The organism is Kitasatospora sp. NPDC101801, from assembly GCF_044766665.1.
Lineage (GTDB): Bacteria > Actinomycetota > Actinomycetes > Streptomycetales > Streptomycetaceae > Kitasatospora.
In genome coordinates, this window is the sequence record NZ_JBIWML010000016.1 from 18,776 (window position 1) to 35,550 (window position 16,775).

At 72.2% G+C, this 16,775-nt stretch carries 12 protein-coding genes and 1 tRNA gene; 2 read left to right on the forward strand and 11 right to left on the reverse strand.

The annotated features are described in order from the left end of the window. The first annotated feature begins 36 nt into the window (after positions 1 to 36). Positions 37 to 1,317 (forward strand): serine--tRNA ligase, encoded by a 1,281-nt coding sequence (gene serS, locus ACIRPK_RS19360; protein ID WP_403040336.1) that lies wholly within the window; start codon positions 37 to 39, stop codon positions 1,315 to 1,317. A 119-nt stretch (positions 1,318 to 1,436) separates the two neighbouring features. On the opposite strand, the gene ACIRPK_RS19365 is transcribed toward serS, so the two are convergent. The 10 genes from ACIRPK_RS19365 to ACIRPK_RS19410 form a co-directional block, all read right to left on the reverse strand. Beyond that, positions 1,437 to 2,231: a BTAD domain-containing putative transcriptional regulator gene (locus ACIRPK_RS19365; protein WP_403040339.1), complete on the reverse strand. Its 795-nt coding sequence runs from the start codon at positions 2,229 to 2,231 to the stop codon at positions 1,437 to 1,439. Between the two features lie 208 nt (positions 2,232 to 2,439). Continuing rightward, on the reverse strand, positions 2,440 to 3,633 hold the full coding sequence (locus ACIRPK_RS19370; protein WP_403040341.1) for a cytochrome P450: 1,194 nt from the start codon (positions 3,631 to 3,633) through the stop codon (positions 2,440 to 2,442). A gap of 62 nt (positions 3,634 to 3,695) precedes the next feature. Continuing rightward, entirely contained in the window at positions 3,696 to 4,721 is a 1,026-nt protein-coding gene (locus ACIRPK_RS19375; RefSeq protein ID WP_403040344.1) for a ketoacyl-ACP synthase III family protein, read from the reverse strand. 57 nt (positions 4,722 to 4,778) lie between these two features. Further along, positions 4,779 to 5,801: a ketoacyl-ACP synthase III family protein gene (locus ACIRPK_RS19380; RefSeq protein WP_403040346.1), complete on the reverse strand. Its 1,023-nt coding sequence runs from the start codon at positions 5,799 to 5,801 to the stop codon at positions 4,779 to 4,781. Positions 5,802 to 5,958: 157 nt separating this feature from the next. After that, positions 5,959 to 7,413, reverse strand: coding sequence for an MFS transporter (locus ACIRPK_RS19385; RefSeq protein WP_403040347.1), 1,455 nt, complete (start codon positions 7,411 to 7,413; stop codon positions 5,959 to 5,961). 124 nt (positions 7,414 to 7,537) lie between these two features. Then, a complete protein-coding gene (locus tag ACIRPK_RS19390; RefSeq protein WP_403040349.1) occupies positions 7,538 to 8,314 on the reverse strand; it encodes a thioesterase II family protein in 777 nt (258 codons plus the stop codon). 28 nt (positions 8,315 to 8,342) lie between these two features. Continuing rightward, positions 8,343 to 9,329, reverse strand: coding sequence for an LLM class flavin-dependent oxidoreductase (locus ACIRPK_RS19395; protein WP_403040352.1), 987 nt, complete (start codon positions 9,327 to 9,329; stop codon positions 8,343 to 8,345). A gap of 27 nt (positions 9,330 to 9,356) precedes the next feature. Continuing rightward, on the reverse strand, positions 9,357 to 10,934 hold the full coding sequence (locus tag ACIRPK_RS19400; protein WP_403040355.1) for a fatty acid--CoA ligase: 1,578 nt from the start codon (positions 10,932 to 10,934) through the stop codon (positions 9,357 to 9,359). A 37-nt stretch (positions 10,935 to 10,971) separates the two neighbouring features. After that, positions 10,972 to 15,471 (reverse strand): type I polyketide synthase, encoded by a 4,500-nt coding sequence (locus ACIRPK_RS19405; RefSeq protein ID WP_403040358.1) that lies wholly within the window; start codon positions 15,469 to 15,471, stop codon positions 10,972 to 10,974. Between the two features lie 41 nt (positions 15,472 to 15,512). Continuing rightward, complete coding sequence (locus tag ACIRPK_RS19410; RefSeq protein WP_403040361.1) at positions 15,513 to 15,893, reverse strand: acyl carrier protein; 381 nt, start codon at positions 15,891 to 15,893, stop codon at positions 15,513 to 15,515. 285 nt (positions 15,894 to 16,178) lie between these two features. On the opposite strand from ACIRPK_RS19410, the gene ACIRPK_RS19415 reads away from it, so the two are divergent. After that, positions 16,179 to 16,550: a nuclear transport factor 2 family protein gene (locus ACIRPK_RS19415; protein WP_403040364.1), complete on the forward strand. Its 372-nt coding sequence runs from the start codon at positions 16,179 to 16,181 to the stop codon at positions 16,548 to 16,550. An 88-nt stretch (positions 16,551 to 16,638) separates the two neighbouring features. Here the strand turns inward: ACIRPK_RS19415 and ACIRPK_RS19420 are convergent. Next, positions 16,639 to 16,712 (reverse strand) — tRNA-Lys (locus tag ACIRPK_RS19420). Positions 16,713 to 16,775 lie beyond the last annotated feature (63 nt).

Consider the following 16,775-nt stretch of genomic DNA (forward strand, 5'->3'; position numbering starts at 1 on the left):
ACCCCCAGACGTCGCAACGCTCCGAAGGAGAGTGCCGTGCACGATGTACGTGAGCTGATCGAGCTGGGCCCGGAGGCCGTCCGCCGGCTGGCCCGCCGCCGGTACCAGCTGGAGCTGGACCCGCTGGCGGCCGCGCACCGGCGCAGGTCCGCCGCCGTGGAGACGGTCGCCCGGCTGCGGGCCGAGCTCAAGCGGGCCTCGCGCGGGAGTGGGGCGCCCACCGAGCAGGCGCGGGAGGAGTCGCGCCGGCTGCGGGAGGCCGTGCAGCAGGCCGAGGCCGTGGTCCGGGAGGTCGAACTCGACCTGGAGCAGCGGATGTCGGGCATCCCGAACTTCCCGCTGGACGAAGTCCCGGACGGCGACAGCGAGAAGCAGGCGGTGGAGATCCGACGGGGTGGCCCGGCACTCCGGCCCGCCGCCGGCCAGGCCAGGCACCACGCGGACCTCGGCGAGTCGCTCGGCATCCTGGACGGGCCGAGGGCGGCCCGGCTGTCCGGTGCCCGCTTCACGGTCAGCCGGGGCGCGGGCGCGCGGCTGGAGCGGGCCCTGACCTCCTTCCTGCTCGACCTGCACACCGAGGAGCACGGCTACACCGAGTACTCCGTGCCGCACCTGGTCAGCCGGGAGACCATGACCGGCACCGGCCAACTGCCGAAGTTCGAGGAGGACTTGTTCGCCACCAGGGTGGGGGACCGGGAGCTCTTCCTGATCCCGACCGCCGAGGTCCCGCTGACCAACCTGGTGGCCCGCGAACTGCTGGACGAGAGCGCCCTGCCGCTCGCCTTCACCGCCCGGACGCCGTGCTACCGCGCCGAGGCGGGCTCGTACGGCCGTGACACCCGGGGCATCCTGCGGCTGCACCAGTTCGAGAAGGTCGAGCTGGTCCGGATCTGCGCGCTGGAGGACGCCCAGCGCGAGCTGGAGCTGATGGTCGGTCAGGTGGAGGAGTGCCTCCGCAGGCTGGAACTCTCCTACCGGGTGGTCCTGTTGCCGGCCGGGGACATGGGCTTCTCGGCCCGGATGACGTACGACATCGAGGTCTGGCTGCCCGGCAGCGACTCCTACCGGGAGATCTCCTCGGTCTCGGACTGCGGCAGCTTCCAGGCCCGCCGGGCGGGCATCCGGCACCGGGTGGGGGGTGGCGGGAAGCTGCCCGCCGCCACCCTCAACGGCTCGGCGCTGCCGGTGGGCCGGACCATCGCCGCCCTGCTGGAGCAGGGTGTCCAGGAGGACGGTTCGGTGCTGCTGCCGGACGCGCTCGTCCCGTACGCCGGATTCCGGCGGATCCTGCCGGGGGGTGCCACCAGCGGCAGCTGAGTGGTGCCGCCCGAGGGGCGGGGGGGGGGGGGGGGGGGGGCGGGGGGGGGGGCCCCCCCCCCCCGCGCCCCCCCCCCCCCCCGCGCCCCCCCCGGCCCGCCCCCCCCCCCCCCCGCCCTTCAGGCCGATTTGAGCTGCTGCAGCGGGTTGGGGTGGTAGAGACCGGGCGCCTGGTTGAGGACCTCCCGGAAGAGGTTCTTCAGCTGCGGGGAGGGCTCCATGCCGAGCTCGTCGACCAGCCGCTCGCGGGCGGTGTTGTAGGCCTCGATCGCCTCGGCCTGCCGGCCGCTGCGGTACAGCGCCAGCATCAGCATCTCGGTGATCCGCTCGCGCCATGGGTGGGTGATACTCATCCGCTTCAACTCGCCGATCACCAGCGACGGTTCGGGGCAGCAGGTGCCGAGCCAGAGCTTGTCCTCGAGCGCCGCGAGGTACTCCTCCTCCAACTGGAGCGCCTCGCTCTGGCAGAGCGGTCCTGCGGCCACGTCCTGCAGCGGGGAGCCCTGCCAGAGTGCGAGGGCCTCCTCCAGCAGCTCGCCCGCCACCTCGCTGTCGACGGTCATCGCCCGCCTGGCCTGGGCCAGCCGTTCCCGGAACAGGTTCACGTCGATGTCCTCGGGGGCCGCGTCCAGGATGTACCCCGACGCCTGCGTGATCAGCGGAGGTACGTCCCCGTGCGGGCCGCCGAGTTTGCGCAGCGTGCGGCGCAGGCGGGAGACATGGGCCTGGAGGGAGTTCTCCACGGTCGCGGGCGGGTTGTCGCTCCAGAGCTCGGTGTAGAGCTGTTCGGCGGGCACCAGGCGCCCGGGCCGGGTCAGCAGGGTGGCCAGCAGGGTGCGCTGCCGGGTTCCCGGGACCGTGCAGAACCGGCCGTCGACGACTGCCCCGACCGACCCGAGAATCCTGAACTGCATTGTTGTCTCCCTGTGGTGAGGAACCGTTGATCCTTCACTCGTACGAGGTGAACCAATCCCGACTGGATTGGGTGTTCGGATTGTCGGTCCGTCAACTCGACTACCACTGGAGCGATTTCGTCACGTCGGGTGGCCGGCGGCCGAAGGCTCCGGACAGCCCGAAGCCCCGCCCCCGGTGTGCCGGGGCGGGGCTTCGGGGCCGGTACGCCTACCAGGTGACGAGCAGCTTGTGCACGCCGTAGAGCAGCATGTCGTCGCGGAACGGGACCTCGTCCAGACCGGTCGCCAGGCTCAGCCCGGGGAAGCGGTCCAGCAGCGCGCCGATCGCGGTCTCCAGCTCCAGGGTGGCCAGCGGGGCGCCCACGCACTTGTGGATGCCGTGACCGAAGGCCAGGTGCTGGTGGGCGTCCCGGGTGATGTCGAGGCGGCCGGGGTCGGGGAAGGCCGTCTCGTCGTGGTTCGCCGAGGGGAGCGCGAAGATGATGCCCTCGCCCCTGGCGATCGGCACGCCGCCGATCTCCATGTCCTCGGCCGCCGTCCGGATGAAGTCGTGCTGCTTGATGGACGCGAAGCGCAGCAGCTCCTCGACGGCGCTCGGGATCAGGCTGCGGTCCGCCCGCAGCAGTTCCAGCTGGCCGGGGTTCTCCAGTAGGAACAGCACGCTGATGGCGATCTGGTTGGCGGTGGTGTCGTGACCGGCGAAGAGCAGCAGCCGGGCCATCGCCAGCAGGTCGTCGTGGCTGATCTCGCCCGGGATCAGGTACTTGACGCAGAGCCGGCTGATCAGGTCGTCCTGCGGGTCCTTGCGCTTGTCGTCGATCAGCCGGCTCATGAACTCGGTCAGCGTGACGAAGGCGGCGCCGGCCTCCTCCGCAGTGGCGGTCGGCGAGGTGACGATCCGGCCGTTCTCCTGGAAGACCTCGTGGTCCTGGTACGGCACGCCCAGCAGCCGGGCGATCACCAGCGTGGGCAGCGGGTCGGCGAACGCGGCCATCAGGTCGGCGGGCTTGGGGCCGGCGGCCAGCGCGTCGAGCAGGTTCCCGGTGATCCGCTGCACGTCGGGCTGCATCGCCCGGGTGGCCCGGGCGGTGAACTCCGGGATGACCATCCGGCGCAGGGTGGCGTGGTCGGGGTTGTCCATCCGGAACATCGACAGCGCCCGGGGGCTCGGCGGCAGCGGGATGAGCGCCGGGAAGTTCGGCGCCATGTCGTCCGAGCTGACCCGGGGGTCGGCGATCGCGGAGCGGACGTCGTCGTACTTGGTCACCAGCCAGGCCCGGCGGCCGCCGTTGACCCTGACCAACTTCGGCGGGCCGTTGCGCAGTTCGGTGTAGGCGGGCGGCGGGAGCAGCGGATCGGTCCGCGGCAGCGGGTAGTCCAGGAGCGTCTCGGTGTCGGTCACGGCTCTTCCTCGGGGCGTGGTCGTGCGGGACGGATGAGTGGGGTCTCGCCGGTGACGGAGGGTCAGGCGGGCAGGTCGGTGATCTCGATGACGGCGGCCGCCATGGTGAACCCGACCCCGACGCTGTAGAGCAGGACCCGGTCGCCGACGGCGAGCGCCCCGTCCTGGAGCAGCCGGTCGAGCCCGGCGAACGGGTCGCCCGCGCCCAGGTGCCCGACCTGCCGGCCGAGCTCGCGCCAGACGGTCTGCTCCTCGGTGAGGCCGAGCAGGTCGTGCAACTCGGCCTGGCCGCCGCCCCGGTGGACGAACGGCAGGACGGCCCGCGTGATGTCGCCCAGCTGCACCCCGGCCTCGGCCAGCACCTGGTCCCGGGCCGCCAGCACGGCAGCCGTCCACCGTCCGAACTCGGCCTCGGCGCCCGGGGTGGCGGCGTGCTGCTCGAACCGCTTCTCGACCTGGACGGGCTTCTCCTGCAGCGGCCCGGCGGCGAACGGGGTGGCGCCGCGGTCCCACCGCTCCAGGCTGTTGTCGCTCACCACGACACTGGACAGCAGCCTGGCGAACCCGGCCTCGGTGGAGAGCGCCAGCGCGGTGCCGCCGTCGCCCCAGATCGCCTGGACGTAGGAGTTCCAGCGGTCGATCGCGGGGCCGTCGAACCGGTCCCCGGTGGTGATCAGGGCGTTGCCGACGGTGCCGCAGGTCAGATAGGCGGCGGCCAGGTGCAGTGCGCCGAGACCGCCCGCCGACCGCTGGTCGACGCTGTACGCGATGGCCTGCGGGCCGACCGAGTGGTTGGCCACGTACGCGGCCGGGGCCCAGCAGTCCAGGCCCTGGAACCACACGCTGGCGTGCAGGTGCAGGCCGAACTCGGCACCGGCCCGGCCGGACCGGTGGACGGCCTGCCGGGCCGCCGCGACCGCCATGTCGACCGGCGCGGTGCCGGACTCCTCGACGGCGATGGACTCGTAGCCGAGGTCGCGGTGGCTCTCGCCGACGAGTCCGGCGGCGACGGCGTCGGCCAGCGGCCGGCGGTGGTCGGGCAGCCAGGTGCCGGTGGCCGTCAGATAGATGTCCGTGGTGTGACGCATGATGGGGTCTCCGGAGTCAGACGGTGCGGATGCCGGTCGGTCTGGCGCAGATCCGGGTCACCAGGCGGGAGTTTCGGTGATCTGCAGGACGGCGGCGGAGAAGTTGAAGCCGACGCCGCAGCCGTAGGCGAGCACGTGGTCGCCGGGCGCGACCAGCTTGTTCTCCAGCAGGTGGTTGATCCCCGCGAACGGGTCGCCGGCCCCGATGTGGCCGGTGTGGCGGCCGAGTTCACGCCAGACGGTCTGCTCCTCGGTGAGGCCGATCAGGTCGTGCATCTCGGCCTGGCCGTCGCCGCGGTGCTGGAAGGGCATGGCGGCGCGGACGATGTCCTTGATCCCGATGCCGGCCTCGGCCAGCACCTCGTCCTTGAGCCGCACCATGCTGTCGACCCACAGCTTCCAGTCGTTGGCCGCCTCCGGCGCGGTCATCCGGGCCTCGACGCGCTCGAAGACCGGCACCGGGGAGCTCTGGCCGGGGAAGTCGAGGAACGGCTCGTCACCGCGGGTCCAGGTCTCCATCTCGTTCTCGCCGAACGCCACGGTGGCCACCAGCTTGGCGACCCCGCCGGTGCGGGACAGCACGGCGGCGGTGGCGCCGTCACCGAAGATCAGCTGCCGCTGGGTGTTCCAGCGGTCGATCATCGGGGCGGTGAACCGGTCGGCGGTGGTGATCATCGCGGTGGAGGCGGCGCCCGAGCTGAGGTAGCCGGCGGCCAGGTGCATCCCGCCGAGCGCGGTCAGCGAGCGCTGGTCGAGGGCGAAGGCGACGGCCTGGTTGCCGGACGACCGGGCGGCGACGTAGTTGGCCGCCGACCACCAGTCGTGACCCTGGAACCAGAGGTGCGCGTGCAGGTGCAGCCCGTACTCCTCGGTGGGGATGCCGGCCCGCCGCAGGGCCTGCCGGGCGGCGTGCACGGCCATGTCCGGGGCGGCCGTACCGCTGCGCTCGATCAGTACCGACTCGTAGCCGAGGCCGCTGTTGAAGTCACGGACCAGACCCTGCTCGATCGCGTCCGCCACCGGGAACCGCTCCGGCAGATACGTTCCGGTGCCCGCGATGTAGATGTCCTGCCAACGCATTCCGCGTCTCCCTGTCCTCGCCCCCGTGTGGGTGGCACAAGTGTGGGAGGCGGCGGTGACGCGCCCCTGACCACCGGCTGACGCGGTGACCGGGGCGGGTGCGGACGCCGCAGCGCCCGTGGCACGGGTGCCACGGGCGCTGCGATGTGACGGTGGATCAGCCGCGCGCTGCGGGCTTGGGCAGCAGCTGCACGGAGACCGCCACCACGACGGCCAGCGCGGCCAGCACCTCGCAGCCCAGCACGAAGGCGTGGGTGAACGAGGAGGGCTGGACGGTGGTGCCGAGCGCGTTGTAGAAGAGGTTTCCGATGATCGCGACGCCCAGGGCGGTGCCGACCTGGACGGCGGTCGACATCACACCGGAGGCCGCGGCGGCGAACTGCGGCGGGATACCGGCCAGCACGGTGGCGGACAACGGAGCCATCACCATGCCCATCCCGAAGCCGGCCACCAGCAGCGCCGGGGTGATCCAGCCGATCGCCCCGTCGGTGCCGAGCCCGTCGGCGGTGATCTCCAGGACGACCAGACCGACGGCCAGCACGACCGAGCCGACCGCGAGGGCCTGCCGGCCGAGCTTGGCGCCGATCTGCTTGGCCAGCATCGAGGCCAGGAAGAAACCGGTGCCGAGCGGGACGAAGATCAGACCGGACTCGAGCGCGGACAGGCCGTGGCCCTGCTGCAGGTAGAGCGCGAAGACCAGGAAGAAGGTCGACATCACCGCGTAGAACAGCATGGTGGTGATCAGACCGACCGAGAAGGCGCGCTGCCGGAACAGCGCCATGTTGACCAGCGGTGCGCCGCCCTTGGCGCCCAGCAGGCGCTGGTGGACCGCGAACCCGGCGAGCAGCACGGCCGAACCGGCCAGGCACTCCCAGGTCCAGGCCGGCCAGCCCTCCTCGCGGCCCTTGATCAGCGGCAGGATGACGCCGACCAGACCCAGCGTCACCAGGGCGGTGCCGACCAGGTCGAGCTTCGAGCTGCCGGTGCCCTTGGACTCCGGGACGTGGCGCGGGGTGAGCAGCAGGACGACGGCCCCGATCGGCACGTTGATCAGGAAGATCGCCCGCCAGCCGAGGCCGAACAGGTCGGCCTTGATCAGCACGCCGCCGATCAGCTGTCCGAACACGCCGGCGAAGCCCATCGCGATGCCGTACGCGTTGAAGGCCTTGAGGCGGTTCGCACCGGTGTACGCGATGCTCAGGATGGCCAGTACCTGAGGCATCATCAGGCCGGCCGAGACGCCCTGGGCGACCCGTCCGACGATCAGCTCGCCGGCGTTCGGCGCCACGCCACAGCCGGCGGACGCCACGGTGAACAGGGCCAGGCCGATGGCGAACATCCGCCGCCGGCCGTAGATGTCGCCGAGCCGGCCGGCCGTGATCAGCACGGCCGCGACGGCGAGGCTGATGCCGGCCACGACGAACTGGATCGCCCCCGTGCCGGCGTGCAGGTCCTCCTGGATGGACGGGATCGCGACGTTCACGATGAACATGTCCAACGTGATCATAAAAGTGGGCGCCAGTACCACCGGCAGGGTCGCCCAGTTGGGGCGGTCTTCGGCCGGGGTCGCGGCCGGCCCCGCTTTCGTGCTCAGGTCCGCGGTGTCGGTCATCGGTGCGAACTCCTTGTCTCACGTCGGAGGTTGTTCGAATACGGTCTGTGATCGTCTGAATACAGCACTGTTTCCGGGATGGTCCCCGACCGCGCTGGAGCGGCACTGGAGGGGCCCTGGAGCGTCAGTGCCCGGTCACGACCGCCCGCCGCAGGTGGCGCACCAGGTCGGAGGTGACGGCGAGGGCGTGTTCGGCGTGGTCGATGTAGAAGTGGTCGCCGACGAACTCGCTGTTGCCGAGGTAGTCGGGGGAGCGCTTGTCCCAGGAGGCCATCGCCCCCGGGTCCATCAACGGGTCGGACTTGCCGCTGTACGCCACGATCGGGCAGTTGGTGGCCGCTCCGTCGTCGACGTAGGTGGAGACCACGGCCAGGTCGGCCCGGAGCGCCGGGACGATCATGCTCAGCAGGTCCTGGTTGCCGTAGACCTCCTCGGGGAACGAGCCGAGCGTCCGCATCCACGTCACCAACTCGGGCTCCGGCATCAGGCTCTGTTCGTACGTCACCTGCGAGAACCCCTCGGGCGCCCAGCCCGAGGCGCCGATCAGCACCGGCGCGGGCTGCCCGTCCCTGGCCATCAGCAGCGAGACCCGGTAGGCCAGCTGGGCGCCCAGGCAGTGCCCGAAGAAGGCGTAGGGCCGGTCGTCGAGGTCGTCCGCGATCGCCTCGTAGGCCGCCTCCACCAGCGGCTCGATCTCGGTGAACGCCGTCTCGCCCAACCGCTTCTCGCGGCCCGGAAGTTGGACGATCTGGTGGGCGATGTCGGACGGCAGGTACTCGTGCCAGTTGCGGTAGATCGTGCCGCCGCTGCCCGCGTGCGGGAAGAGGAACAGCCGGATCGTGGCGTCGGGGCGGATCTCGGCGGGCTGCAGCCACTGGCCGGTGGCGGTCGGGGTCGTCATGCTCTCTCCTGGGGTGAGGCGGTGGTGGTCAGCCGACGCTGGCGCGGACGGCCGGCAGGACGTGCTCGGCGAGCTCCTTGAACTGCCGGGCGGCGTCCAACGAGCCGATCCGCAGCACCACATGGCGGGCGCCGGCCCGGACGTACCCGGTGAGCCACTCGGCGCACTCCTCGGCGGAGCCGTAGCCGTACGCCTGGATGCCGGTCATCACGTCCAGCGGGCGGCCGTAGTAGCCGCGGACGTACTCGTCCAGACCGGCGGCGGCGCGGGCCCGGCCGGGGTCGACGTTCAGGGTGGCGTACAGGCCGGGGACGACCGCGTCCGCGGGCCGGCCGCGCTCGGCCAGCAGCTCGCCGATCCGCCGCCAGGCCCGGTCGTACGCCTCGGTGGTGGGCAGGAACGGCAGCCAGCCGTCGTAGCCCGTGGCGACCCGCTCCAGCACCCGGGGGGTGTCGCTGCCCGCCAGCCAGACCCGCGGGCCGGCCGCGGTGGCGGCGGGCGGCAGCCGGTGCAGCAGGTCCGCCGACAGGTGCTTGCCCCGGAAGCTGCCGGCGGCCGGATCCCCGCCGCTGGCCCAGGCCTGCTTCCACAGCCGGACGGTCTCGTCCAGCCGCCCGGCCCGGCCCGCGAACGGGACGCCGACCGCGTCGAACTCGGCCTCGCTCTCCGGCATCGGAAAGCCCGCGCCGACTCCCAACTCCAGCCGGGAGCCGGCCGCGTGGTGCAGGCTGGCCACCATGTTGGCACCGACCAGCGGGTGCCGCAGGGCGGCGGTGAGCGCGCCGGTGCCCACCGAGATCCGGGAGGTGGCCCCCGCCACGGCGGCCAGCACGATCAGCGGGTCGAGCCGGGGGCGGGCGGTGAGCGAGTCGCCCGTCCACACCGAGTCGAAACCCGCCGCCTCGGCCTCCCGGGCCAGCTCCAGCAGCGGCCCGACGGCGTACTCGCCCGTCATCGCCATCTCCCGGGTGGGTAGCAGCAGCCCGAAGCGCAGCGGTTGGGTCGTGGTGCTCATTGCGGACTCCTCGTCCTCGACGGTGGGTCAGACCTGCGCGGGGACGGCGGCCCGGGCGGCCAGGTGGCGTTCCCGCAGCACCCGGCGCAGGATCTTCCCGGTGGGGTTGCGCGGGATGCTGTCGACGAACTCCCAGCGGCTGGGGGCCTTGTAGTCGGCGAGCCGGCCGGAGAGGAAGCGCAGCAGGTCACGCGGCCCGGCCTGCTGGCCCGGCCGCAGCACCACGCAGGCCAGCACGGCGTCGCCCCACAGCTCGTCGGGCACCCCGAGGGCCGCCACCTCGGCCACCGCCGGGTGCTCGCCGAGCGCCTTCTCGATCTCGGCGGGGTAGATGTTCTGTCCGGCCGCGATGATCGTGTCGTTGATCCGGTCGCACAGGAACAGGTAACCGTCCTCGGTCAGGTAGCCCGCGTCCCCCAGGTGCAGCCAGAGCCCGACCAGCGTCTCGGCGGTCGCCTCGGGCAGCTGGTGGTAACCCAGCATCCTGGCCGGGGTGAACACGCAGACCTGGCCGATCTCGCCGGGCGGCAGGGTGCGCCCCTCGCCATCGACGATCTTCAATTGGTGCCCGGGGCAGGCCTTCCCGGCCGAACCGAGCACCGGGCTGCCGGGGTAGTGGTCCTCCGGCGGCAGGCAGACCGCGACCGTCCCGGTCTCGGTGCTCGCGTAGATCTGCGCGAACTCGCACCCCAGCATGGCCAGGCAGCGCTTCAGCAGGGACTCCGAGATCGGCGCCGCACCGTAGGCCACTTTGCGCAGCGATCCGAACGTCGCCGGGGTGACCCCGGGCTCCTCGATCATCATCTGCAGCATGGCCGGTGCGGCGAAGGTGGTGGTCACCCGGTGCGTCTCGATCAGCCGGACGGCCTCCTCGCTGACGAACATCCGCATCACCACGTTGGTGCCGCCCGCCGCGAAGCCGTGCATGAACCAGCCCATGCCGGCGATGCTGAAGCCGGGCAGCGAGATCAGGTTGACGTCCTCCGGCAGCCAGTCGATCCAGTGCTGGCCGCTGCGCCGCATCGCCTCCGGCAGGGTGAAGAAGCTCCGGTGCGCGAGCACCACACCCTTCGGCGCGCCGGTGGTGCCGCTGGTGTAGATCTGCAGGACCGCGTCGTGGGAGTCGGTGCCCGGATCCAGGTCGGTGTCCGGCCGGCCGGCGTGCCAGTGCCGCTGACCGCCACCGACCGGGCCCGGAGCGGCCAATGGCACCACCGACCACAGCGAGGGCAGTTCGGCCCGGATCCGGTCCACCAACGGCCGGAACGCCTCCTCGACGAAGAGGAGTTCGGCGCCGGAGTCGCGCAGGATGTGTTCCGCCTCGCCGGAGGTCAGCCGCCAGTTGACCGGCACCAGCACCGCGCCCGCCTTGGCGCAGGCGAGCGCGATCTCGTAGTAGTGCTCGGACTCCTTGCCGAGGTAGGCGACCCGGGAGCCCCGGTGCAGACCGGCGGCCAGCAGGGCGTGCGCGGTGCGGTTGCTCTCCCGGTGCAGCTCCGCGTAGGTGGTCACCCGGCCCTCGCAGATCACTGCCGGGTGCCCGGGGCGCTGCCGGGCGTGCCGGGCGGAGACGGTGACGAGGGTCTGGACGGTGCTTTCGGTCATGGCCGCTGCGGACCTTTCACTCGAAGTTGCGGTCGGCCTACTGGCCCTGCGGGTCGCCCGGTACGAGCCCGAGCTGGGTGTCGACATGGGCGGCCAGTAGGGCGGCCGTCGGGTAGTCGAAGGCCATCGACGGCGGGAGCGGGACGCGGAGCGCCGCCTCCAGCGCGTTCTTCAGGTCGATCGCCACCAGCGAGTCCAGGCCGACCTGGGCGAACTCGGTGTTCGGGCCGACGTCGTCCGGGTCCTCGATGTGCAGGACCTCGGCGACCCGGAACCGGATGAAGTCGGTGATCCCGGCGATCCGCTCCGGCTCCTGGAGGGTGCGCAGCCGCGCCACGTCGATCGTCCGCGAGCCGCCCTGCTCCGCCCGCACCAGGGCGCTGTACAGCGCGTTCACCACCGGCTTGGCGGCCGAGAAGCGGTCCCAGTCGCACTCGCCGGCCACCAGCTGCGCGGGGCCGTCGCCGCGGCCCAGCAGCGACACCAGGGTGTCCAGGGCCCGGGTGGGGGTGAAGAAGGTGATGCCCTCCCGCTCCAGGGCCTTGACGTGCTGGGCGCTCAGCCTGGCCGACATGCCGACCTCCGACCACGGGCCCCAGTTGACGCCCAGCGCGGGCAGCCCCTGGCCGGCCCGCCAGTGCACCAGCTGGTCCACGAACGCGTTGGCGGCGGCGTAGTTGGACTGCGAGGCGCCGCCGACCACTGCGGCCGCCGACGAGAACGCGACGAAGAAGTCCAGCTCGGGGAAGTCCGCGGCGGCCTCGTGCAGCAGCCAACTCCCGTACACCTTGGCGCCGAACAGCCCGTCGATGCTCTCCCAGGTCTGGGCCGAGACCGGGGCGTCGGCCAGCGCACCGGCCGCGTGCACGATCCCGCCGAGCGGCTGCTCCGCCTGCCGGAGCGTCGCCAGCACCCGTCGGGTGTCCTCGGCGCTGCCGATGTCGCCCTGAAGCACGATCAGTTCGGCCTCGGCGCCCAGCTGTTCCCGGATCGCGGCGGTCTCGGCCGCCGTCAGCGGGCGTCGGCCGAGCAGGGCCAGGTGCCGGGCGCCCTCCTTCACCAGCCGCTGGGCGGTCACCAGGCCCAGCGCGCCGAAGCCGCCGGTGACCAGGTAGGTGCGGTCCGGGCGGATCGGCGGGCCCTCGGCCGGCCGGGTGGCCTGCTCGGCGGGCAGCAGCCGCCGGACCCGGCGTACGCCGTCGCGGTACGCGACCTGGAAGTCCCCGGTGTCCTGGGCGAGCCACTCGGCGGCCAGCGCCTGGTCCCCGGCCGCTCCGGCGGGCAGGTCGACCAGGGTCACCCGCAGCATCGGGCGCTCGTTCAAGAGGACATGGCCGAAACCCCACAGGGTGGCCGCGGCGAGCCCGCTGCCGTCGCCCGCCGGGTCGCCGGGCAGCACCTGGGCCTGCCGGGTGCCGAGCCAGAGGCGCAGCCCGACGGCCGTTCCGTCCTGCTCCAACTCGTCGAGCAGGGTCAGGAGTTCGCGGTAGTTCTGCTCGCACTCGGCGCGCAGCCGGTCCACCCCGGCCGGGCCCTCGCCGGGCTGCCAGAGCCAGGCCAGGTCGGTCGCACCTTCGGTGCGCAGCAGCTTGACGGCCTGCTCGGGCGTGCCGGCATGCGACACCCGCAGACCGGGCCCGGCGGGCTCGGCGAAGGCGGCCGGGTCGGCGCCCAGCACCACCACGTGCCGGGAGGTCGGTGCCTCCGGTGCGGCGGCCTGTTCGACCCAGGTGGGCACGTGCAGGAAGTGCCGCTCGCCGGTCTCCTCCTCGGTGCCGGGGCCGCTGCCGTTCGGCAGCCAGTAGCGCTTGCGGTCGAAGGCGTAGAGCGGGAGCCCGATCCGCCGGCGGTGCTGGTCCCGGTGGAAGCCGGACCAGGAGACGGGCTGCCCCGCGGTGTACATCTGGGCCAGCGAGCGCAGGACGGTGAGTCCGTCCTGCTCCTTCGGGTGCAGGCTGCTCAGCCAGCGGTGCTCGTCCGCCGCCACGCACTTGCGCGCCAGCGTGGTGAGCGCGGTGGACGGGCCGATCTCGACGAAGACGTGCTTGCCGCGCCGCTCGACCGCTCGCATGCCGGCCTCGAAGGCCACCGGCTCGCCGATGTGCCGGACCCAGTACTCGGGGTCGGCCAGCTGGGCCGGCCGGGCCACCTTGCCGGTGAGGTTGGAGATCAGCGTCAACTGCGGCTGCTGGAAGCGGATGGTGGCCAGCACGGCGCGGAACTCGTCGAACACCTCCGCCATCAGCGGGGAGTGGAAGGCGTGCGAGACCTGCAGCTGCTTCACCGCGAGGCCGCGCTCCTGCAGCACCGCCGTCACCGCCGCCAGCGAGTCGCTGCCACCCGAAATCACGCACTGGTCAGGTGAGTTGACGGCTGCCAGAGCCAGATCCGGGTACCCCGCCAGCAGCGGGGTCACCTCGGCGGCGGGTGCCGGCACGGCGGCCATCCCGCCGGGGGCGGAGACCGACTGCATCAGCCGGGCGCGGGCGGCCACCAGGGTCACCGCGTCCTCCAGGCTGAACAGCCCGGCCACCGCCGCCGCGACCACCTCGCCGATGCTGTGTCCGATCAGGGTGCTGGGCCGGGCGCCCCAGTCCATCCACAGCTGGGCCAGCGCGTACTCCAGGGTGAACAGCGCGGGCTGGGTGAACCGGGTCTGGTGCACGGCCTCCTGGTCCGCGCCGATCCCGAGCAGCAGATCCCGGACGGACCGTCCGAGCAGCGGGGCGAACAGCCGGTCGCACTCGTCCACATGGCGGCGGAACACCGGGTAGCGGTCGTACAGCGGCCGGCCCATGCCGGGGTACTGCGAGCCCTGGCCGGTGAACAGGAACGCGGTCTTGCGGGCCTCCGGGGCCTCGACGGCCCGGCGGTCCAGCTGGGTCAGCCCCTTGGCGAGCAGGCCGTCCAGGTCCTGCCGGCCGCCGACCACGCCGGCGATCCGCAGCGGGAAGTGCGAGCGGCCGACGTTGGAGGTGTGGCAGAGGTCGGCCAGGTCGATGCCCGGGGTCCGCTCCAGGTGCTCCTGGTAGCGCTCGATCAGCTTGCGCAGCGACCGCCGGTTCTTGGCGGAGAGGGTGAACACCTGCCGTGCGCCGGGCTGTTCGGTGCCGGTGCCGGTGGCTGCTCCGGGGCCGGAGAAGTCGGGTGCCTGTTCCAGCACGACGGCGGCGATGGTGCCGCCGAACCCGAAGCTGTTGACCACGGCGCGCTTGGTCTCGGCGGGCCACGGCCGGTTCTCGGTGGGCACCGTCACCGGGTAGCGGTCCCAGGGGATCCGGCCGGACGGCGTACGGAAGTTGAGGTGCGGGTAGATCACCGACTCGCGCATCTGCAGCAGCGTCTTGATCACGCCCACCAGGCCGGCCACCGGCTCCATGTGGCCGACGTTGGTCTTCACCGAACCGACGGTCAGCGGCGCGGTCTTGGTGTGCGACTTGGCGAACACGTCGCTGATCGCACCCATCTCGATCGGGTCGCCCAGCGGGGTGCCGGTGCCGTGCGCCTCGACGTACTGGATGTCCTCCGGGCGCAGCGCGGCGCGGTGGATCGCGGCCCGCATCACCGCCTCCTGGGCCGGGCCGTTGGGCACGGTCAGGCCCGCGCTGTCGCCGTCCTGGCCGACGGCGGAGCCGCGGATCAACCCGAGCACGGTGTCGCCGTCGCGCTTGGCGTCCGACAGCCGCTTGAGCACCACCACCGCACAGCCCTCGGCGCGGACGTAGCCGTCCGCCGACTCGTCGAAGGTCTTGCACTGGGCGTCCGGGGCGAGCATGTTGGCGTTGGAGAAGATCACCGGGATCCGCGGGTGGTGCAGCGCGTTCACCGCGCCCGCCAGCGCGATGTCGCACTCCCGGTGGCGCAGCCCCTGGACCGCCGCGTGCACGGCGGTCAGCGAGGAGGCGCAGGCGGCGTCCAGGCTCACGCACGGGCCGCGCCAGCCGAGGAAGTAGGAGAGCCGGCCGGAGAGCGGGAAGAAGGTGATGCCCGAGGCCAGGTGGCCGTCCAGTTGCTCGTACGGGAGCGATTCCAGCTCCAGTGCGTAGTCGATCGAGCTGGCCCCGATGTAGACGCCGCCGTTGCCCCGGCGCAGCGGCGCGGGGTCGATGGTGGAGTGCTCCAGGGCCTCCCAGGCGGTCTCCAGCAGCAGCCGCTGCTGGGGGTCCATGTACTGGGCTTCCTTGGGGGAGATGTTGAAGAACCCGGCGTCGAACAGGTCGACCCGGTCCAGGAAGCCGCCGCCGGCGGCCCGGATCCGGCCCTGGACCGGCTCGCCGTCCGCGTCCGCCGGGTCGGTGAACCGCGCCAGGTCGAAGCGGTCCGCCGGGAAGGGCCCGATGCCCGACCGGCCGTCGCGCAGGAAGTCGGCGAACTCGTCGGGGCTGTTGCTGCCGCCGGGGAAGCGCAGCCCGACACCGACCACGGCGATGGGTTCGTACTTCTCCAGCATCAGGTCCTTGAGGAGCTCCTGCTGCTTGCGCACGGTTTCGAGGGCGCTCTGGAGCTGATCCCCCACGGGTGCGGCGGTGTCGGGCATGGGTTCCCTTCCATACGGCGGCGGGAGAGGTCCGCCGGTGCTCAGGACTGGTAGAGGTCCTTGAGGATTTCGTCGAGCAGTGCGTGGTCCTGCGCGACCGGGGCGTCGTCCGCCGGCGCCTCGGTGCCGCCGCCGGGCAGCTGACCCGACAGGTGGGTCACCAGTGCCTCGACGGTCGGCTCGTTGAACATGGTGTTGGCGCTGATCGCGAGCCCGAGCCGCTGCTCCAGCCGCCGCTTGATCTCGGTGAGCCGCAGTGAGGTCAGCCCGAGGTCGAAGTAGCTGCGGTCCAGCGGGAGTTCCTCGTCCGGCTCCAACAGCATCGTGGCCCGGAACTCGGCGGCCACCAACTCCCGCAGGGCGTCGGCTCGTTCCGGCGCCGACAGCGAGATCAGCTGCTCGGTGGCAGCGGTCGCGGTCATCGGACCGACCTCCGGGCCGGCTGGTACGGGCTCTGGTTCCTCACAGCGATCGCCTCCGTCTGCTTCGTGGACCCGCGCAGGTCGGGCACCATGCGAACACCCGCGCCTGACCCGGTCCTGACCCGAGGCTGACCGACCACCGCGGAGGCGTGGCTCCGGGCCTGCCGACGGCCGCTCCAGTGCGGGTCCAGTGCAGCTCCACCCCCCTGCGTCAAGGTGGTGTGCGTCGCTGCCCATCGGGTGGTGCCGGTGCTGAGCTTCGTAGACCGTTAGGGAGTTTTGAACATGAGTGATCTCAACGACGTGGTGACCCGTTACCTGGCCATCTGGAACGAGGCCGACGCCGGCAAGCGTGCCGCCGCCATCGCCGACCTGTTCGCCGAGGGCGCCACCTACACGGACCCGCTGGCCGACGTCGAGGGCCACGAGGGCGTCGCCGCGGTGATCAGCGGTGCGCGCGAGCAGTTCCAGGGCTTCGTCTTCAACCAGCACGGTGACGTCGACGCGCACCACAACATCGTGCGCTTCCAGTGGGAGCTCGTCCCGGCGGCCGGCGGCGAGAACGTCGTCATCGGCTTCGACGTCGCCGCCCTGGACGGCGCGGGCAAGATCAAGAGCATCCACGGCTTCCTGGACAAGGTCCCGGCCGGGCTCTGAGCCCCGCCCACCTGTCTCTTCGGCCACTGTCCGGGGCCGGGAACGAAGGAAGGCCCCCACCGTGAGGTGGGGGCCTTCCGACCGTCTGTGCGCCGCCAGGGACTCGAACCCCGGACCCGCTGATTAAGAGTCAGCTGCTCTAACCAACTGAGCTAGCGGCGCCTGTCTGACGTCGGAGACTCTACGCGACACCGGCGGGAACTCCGAAATCGTGACCGGTCGGTC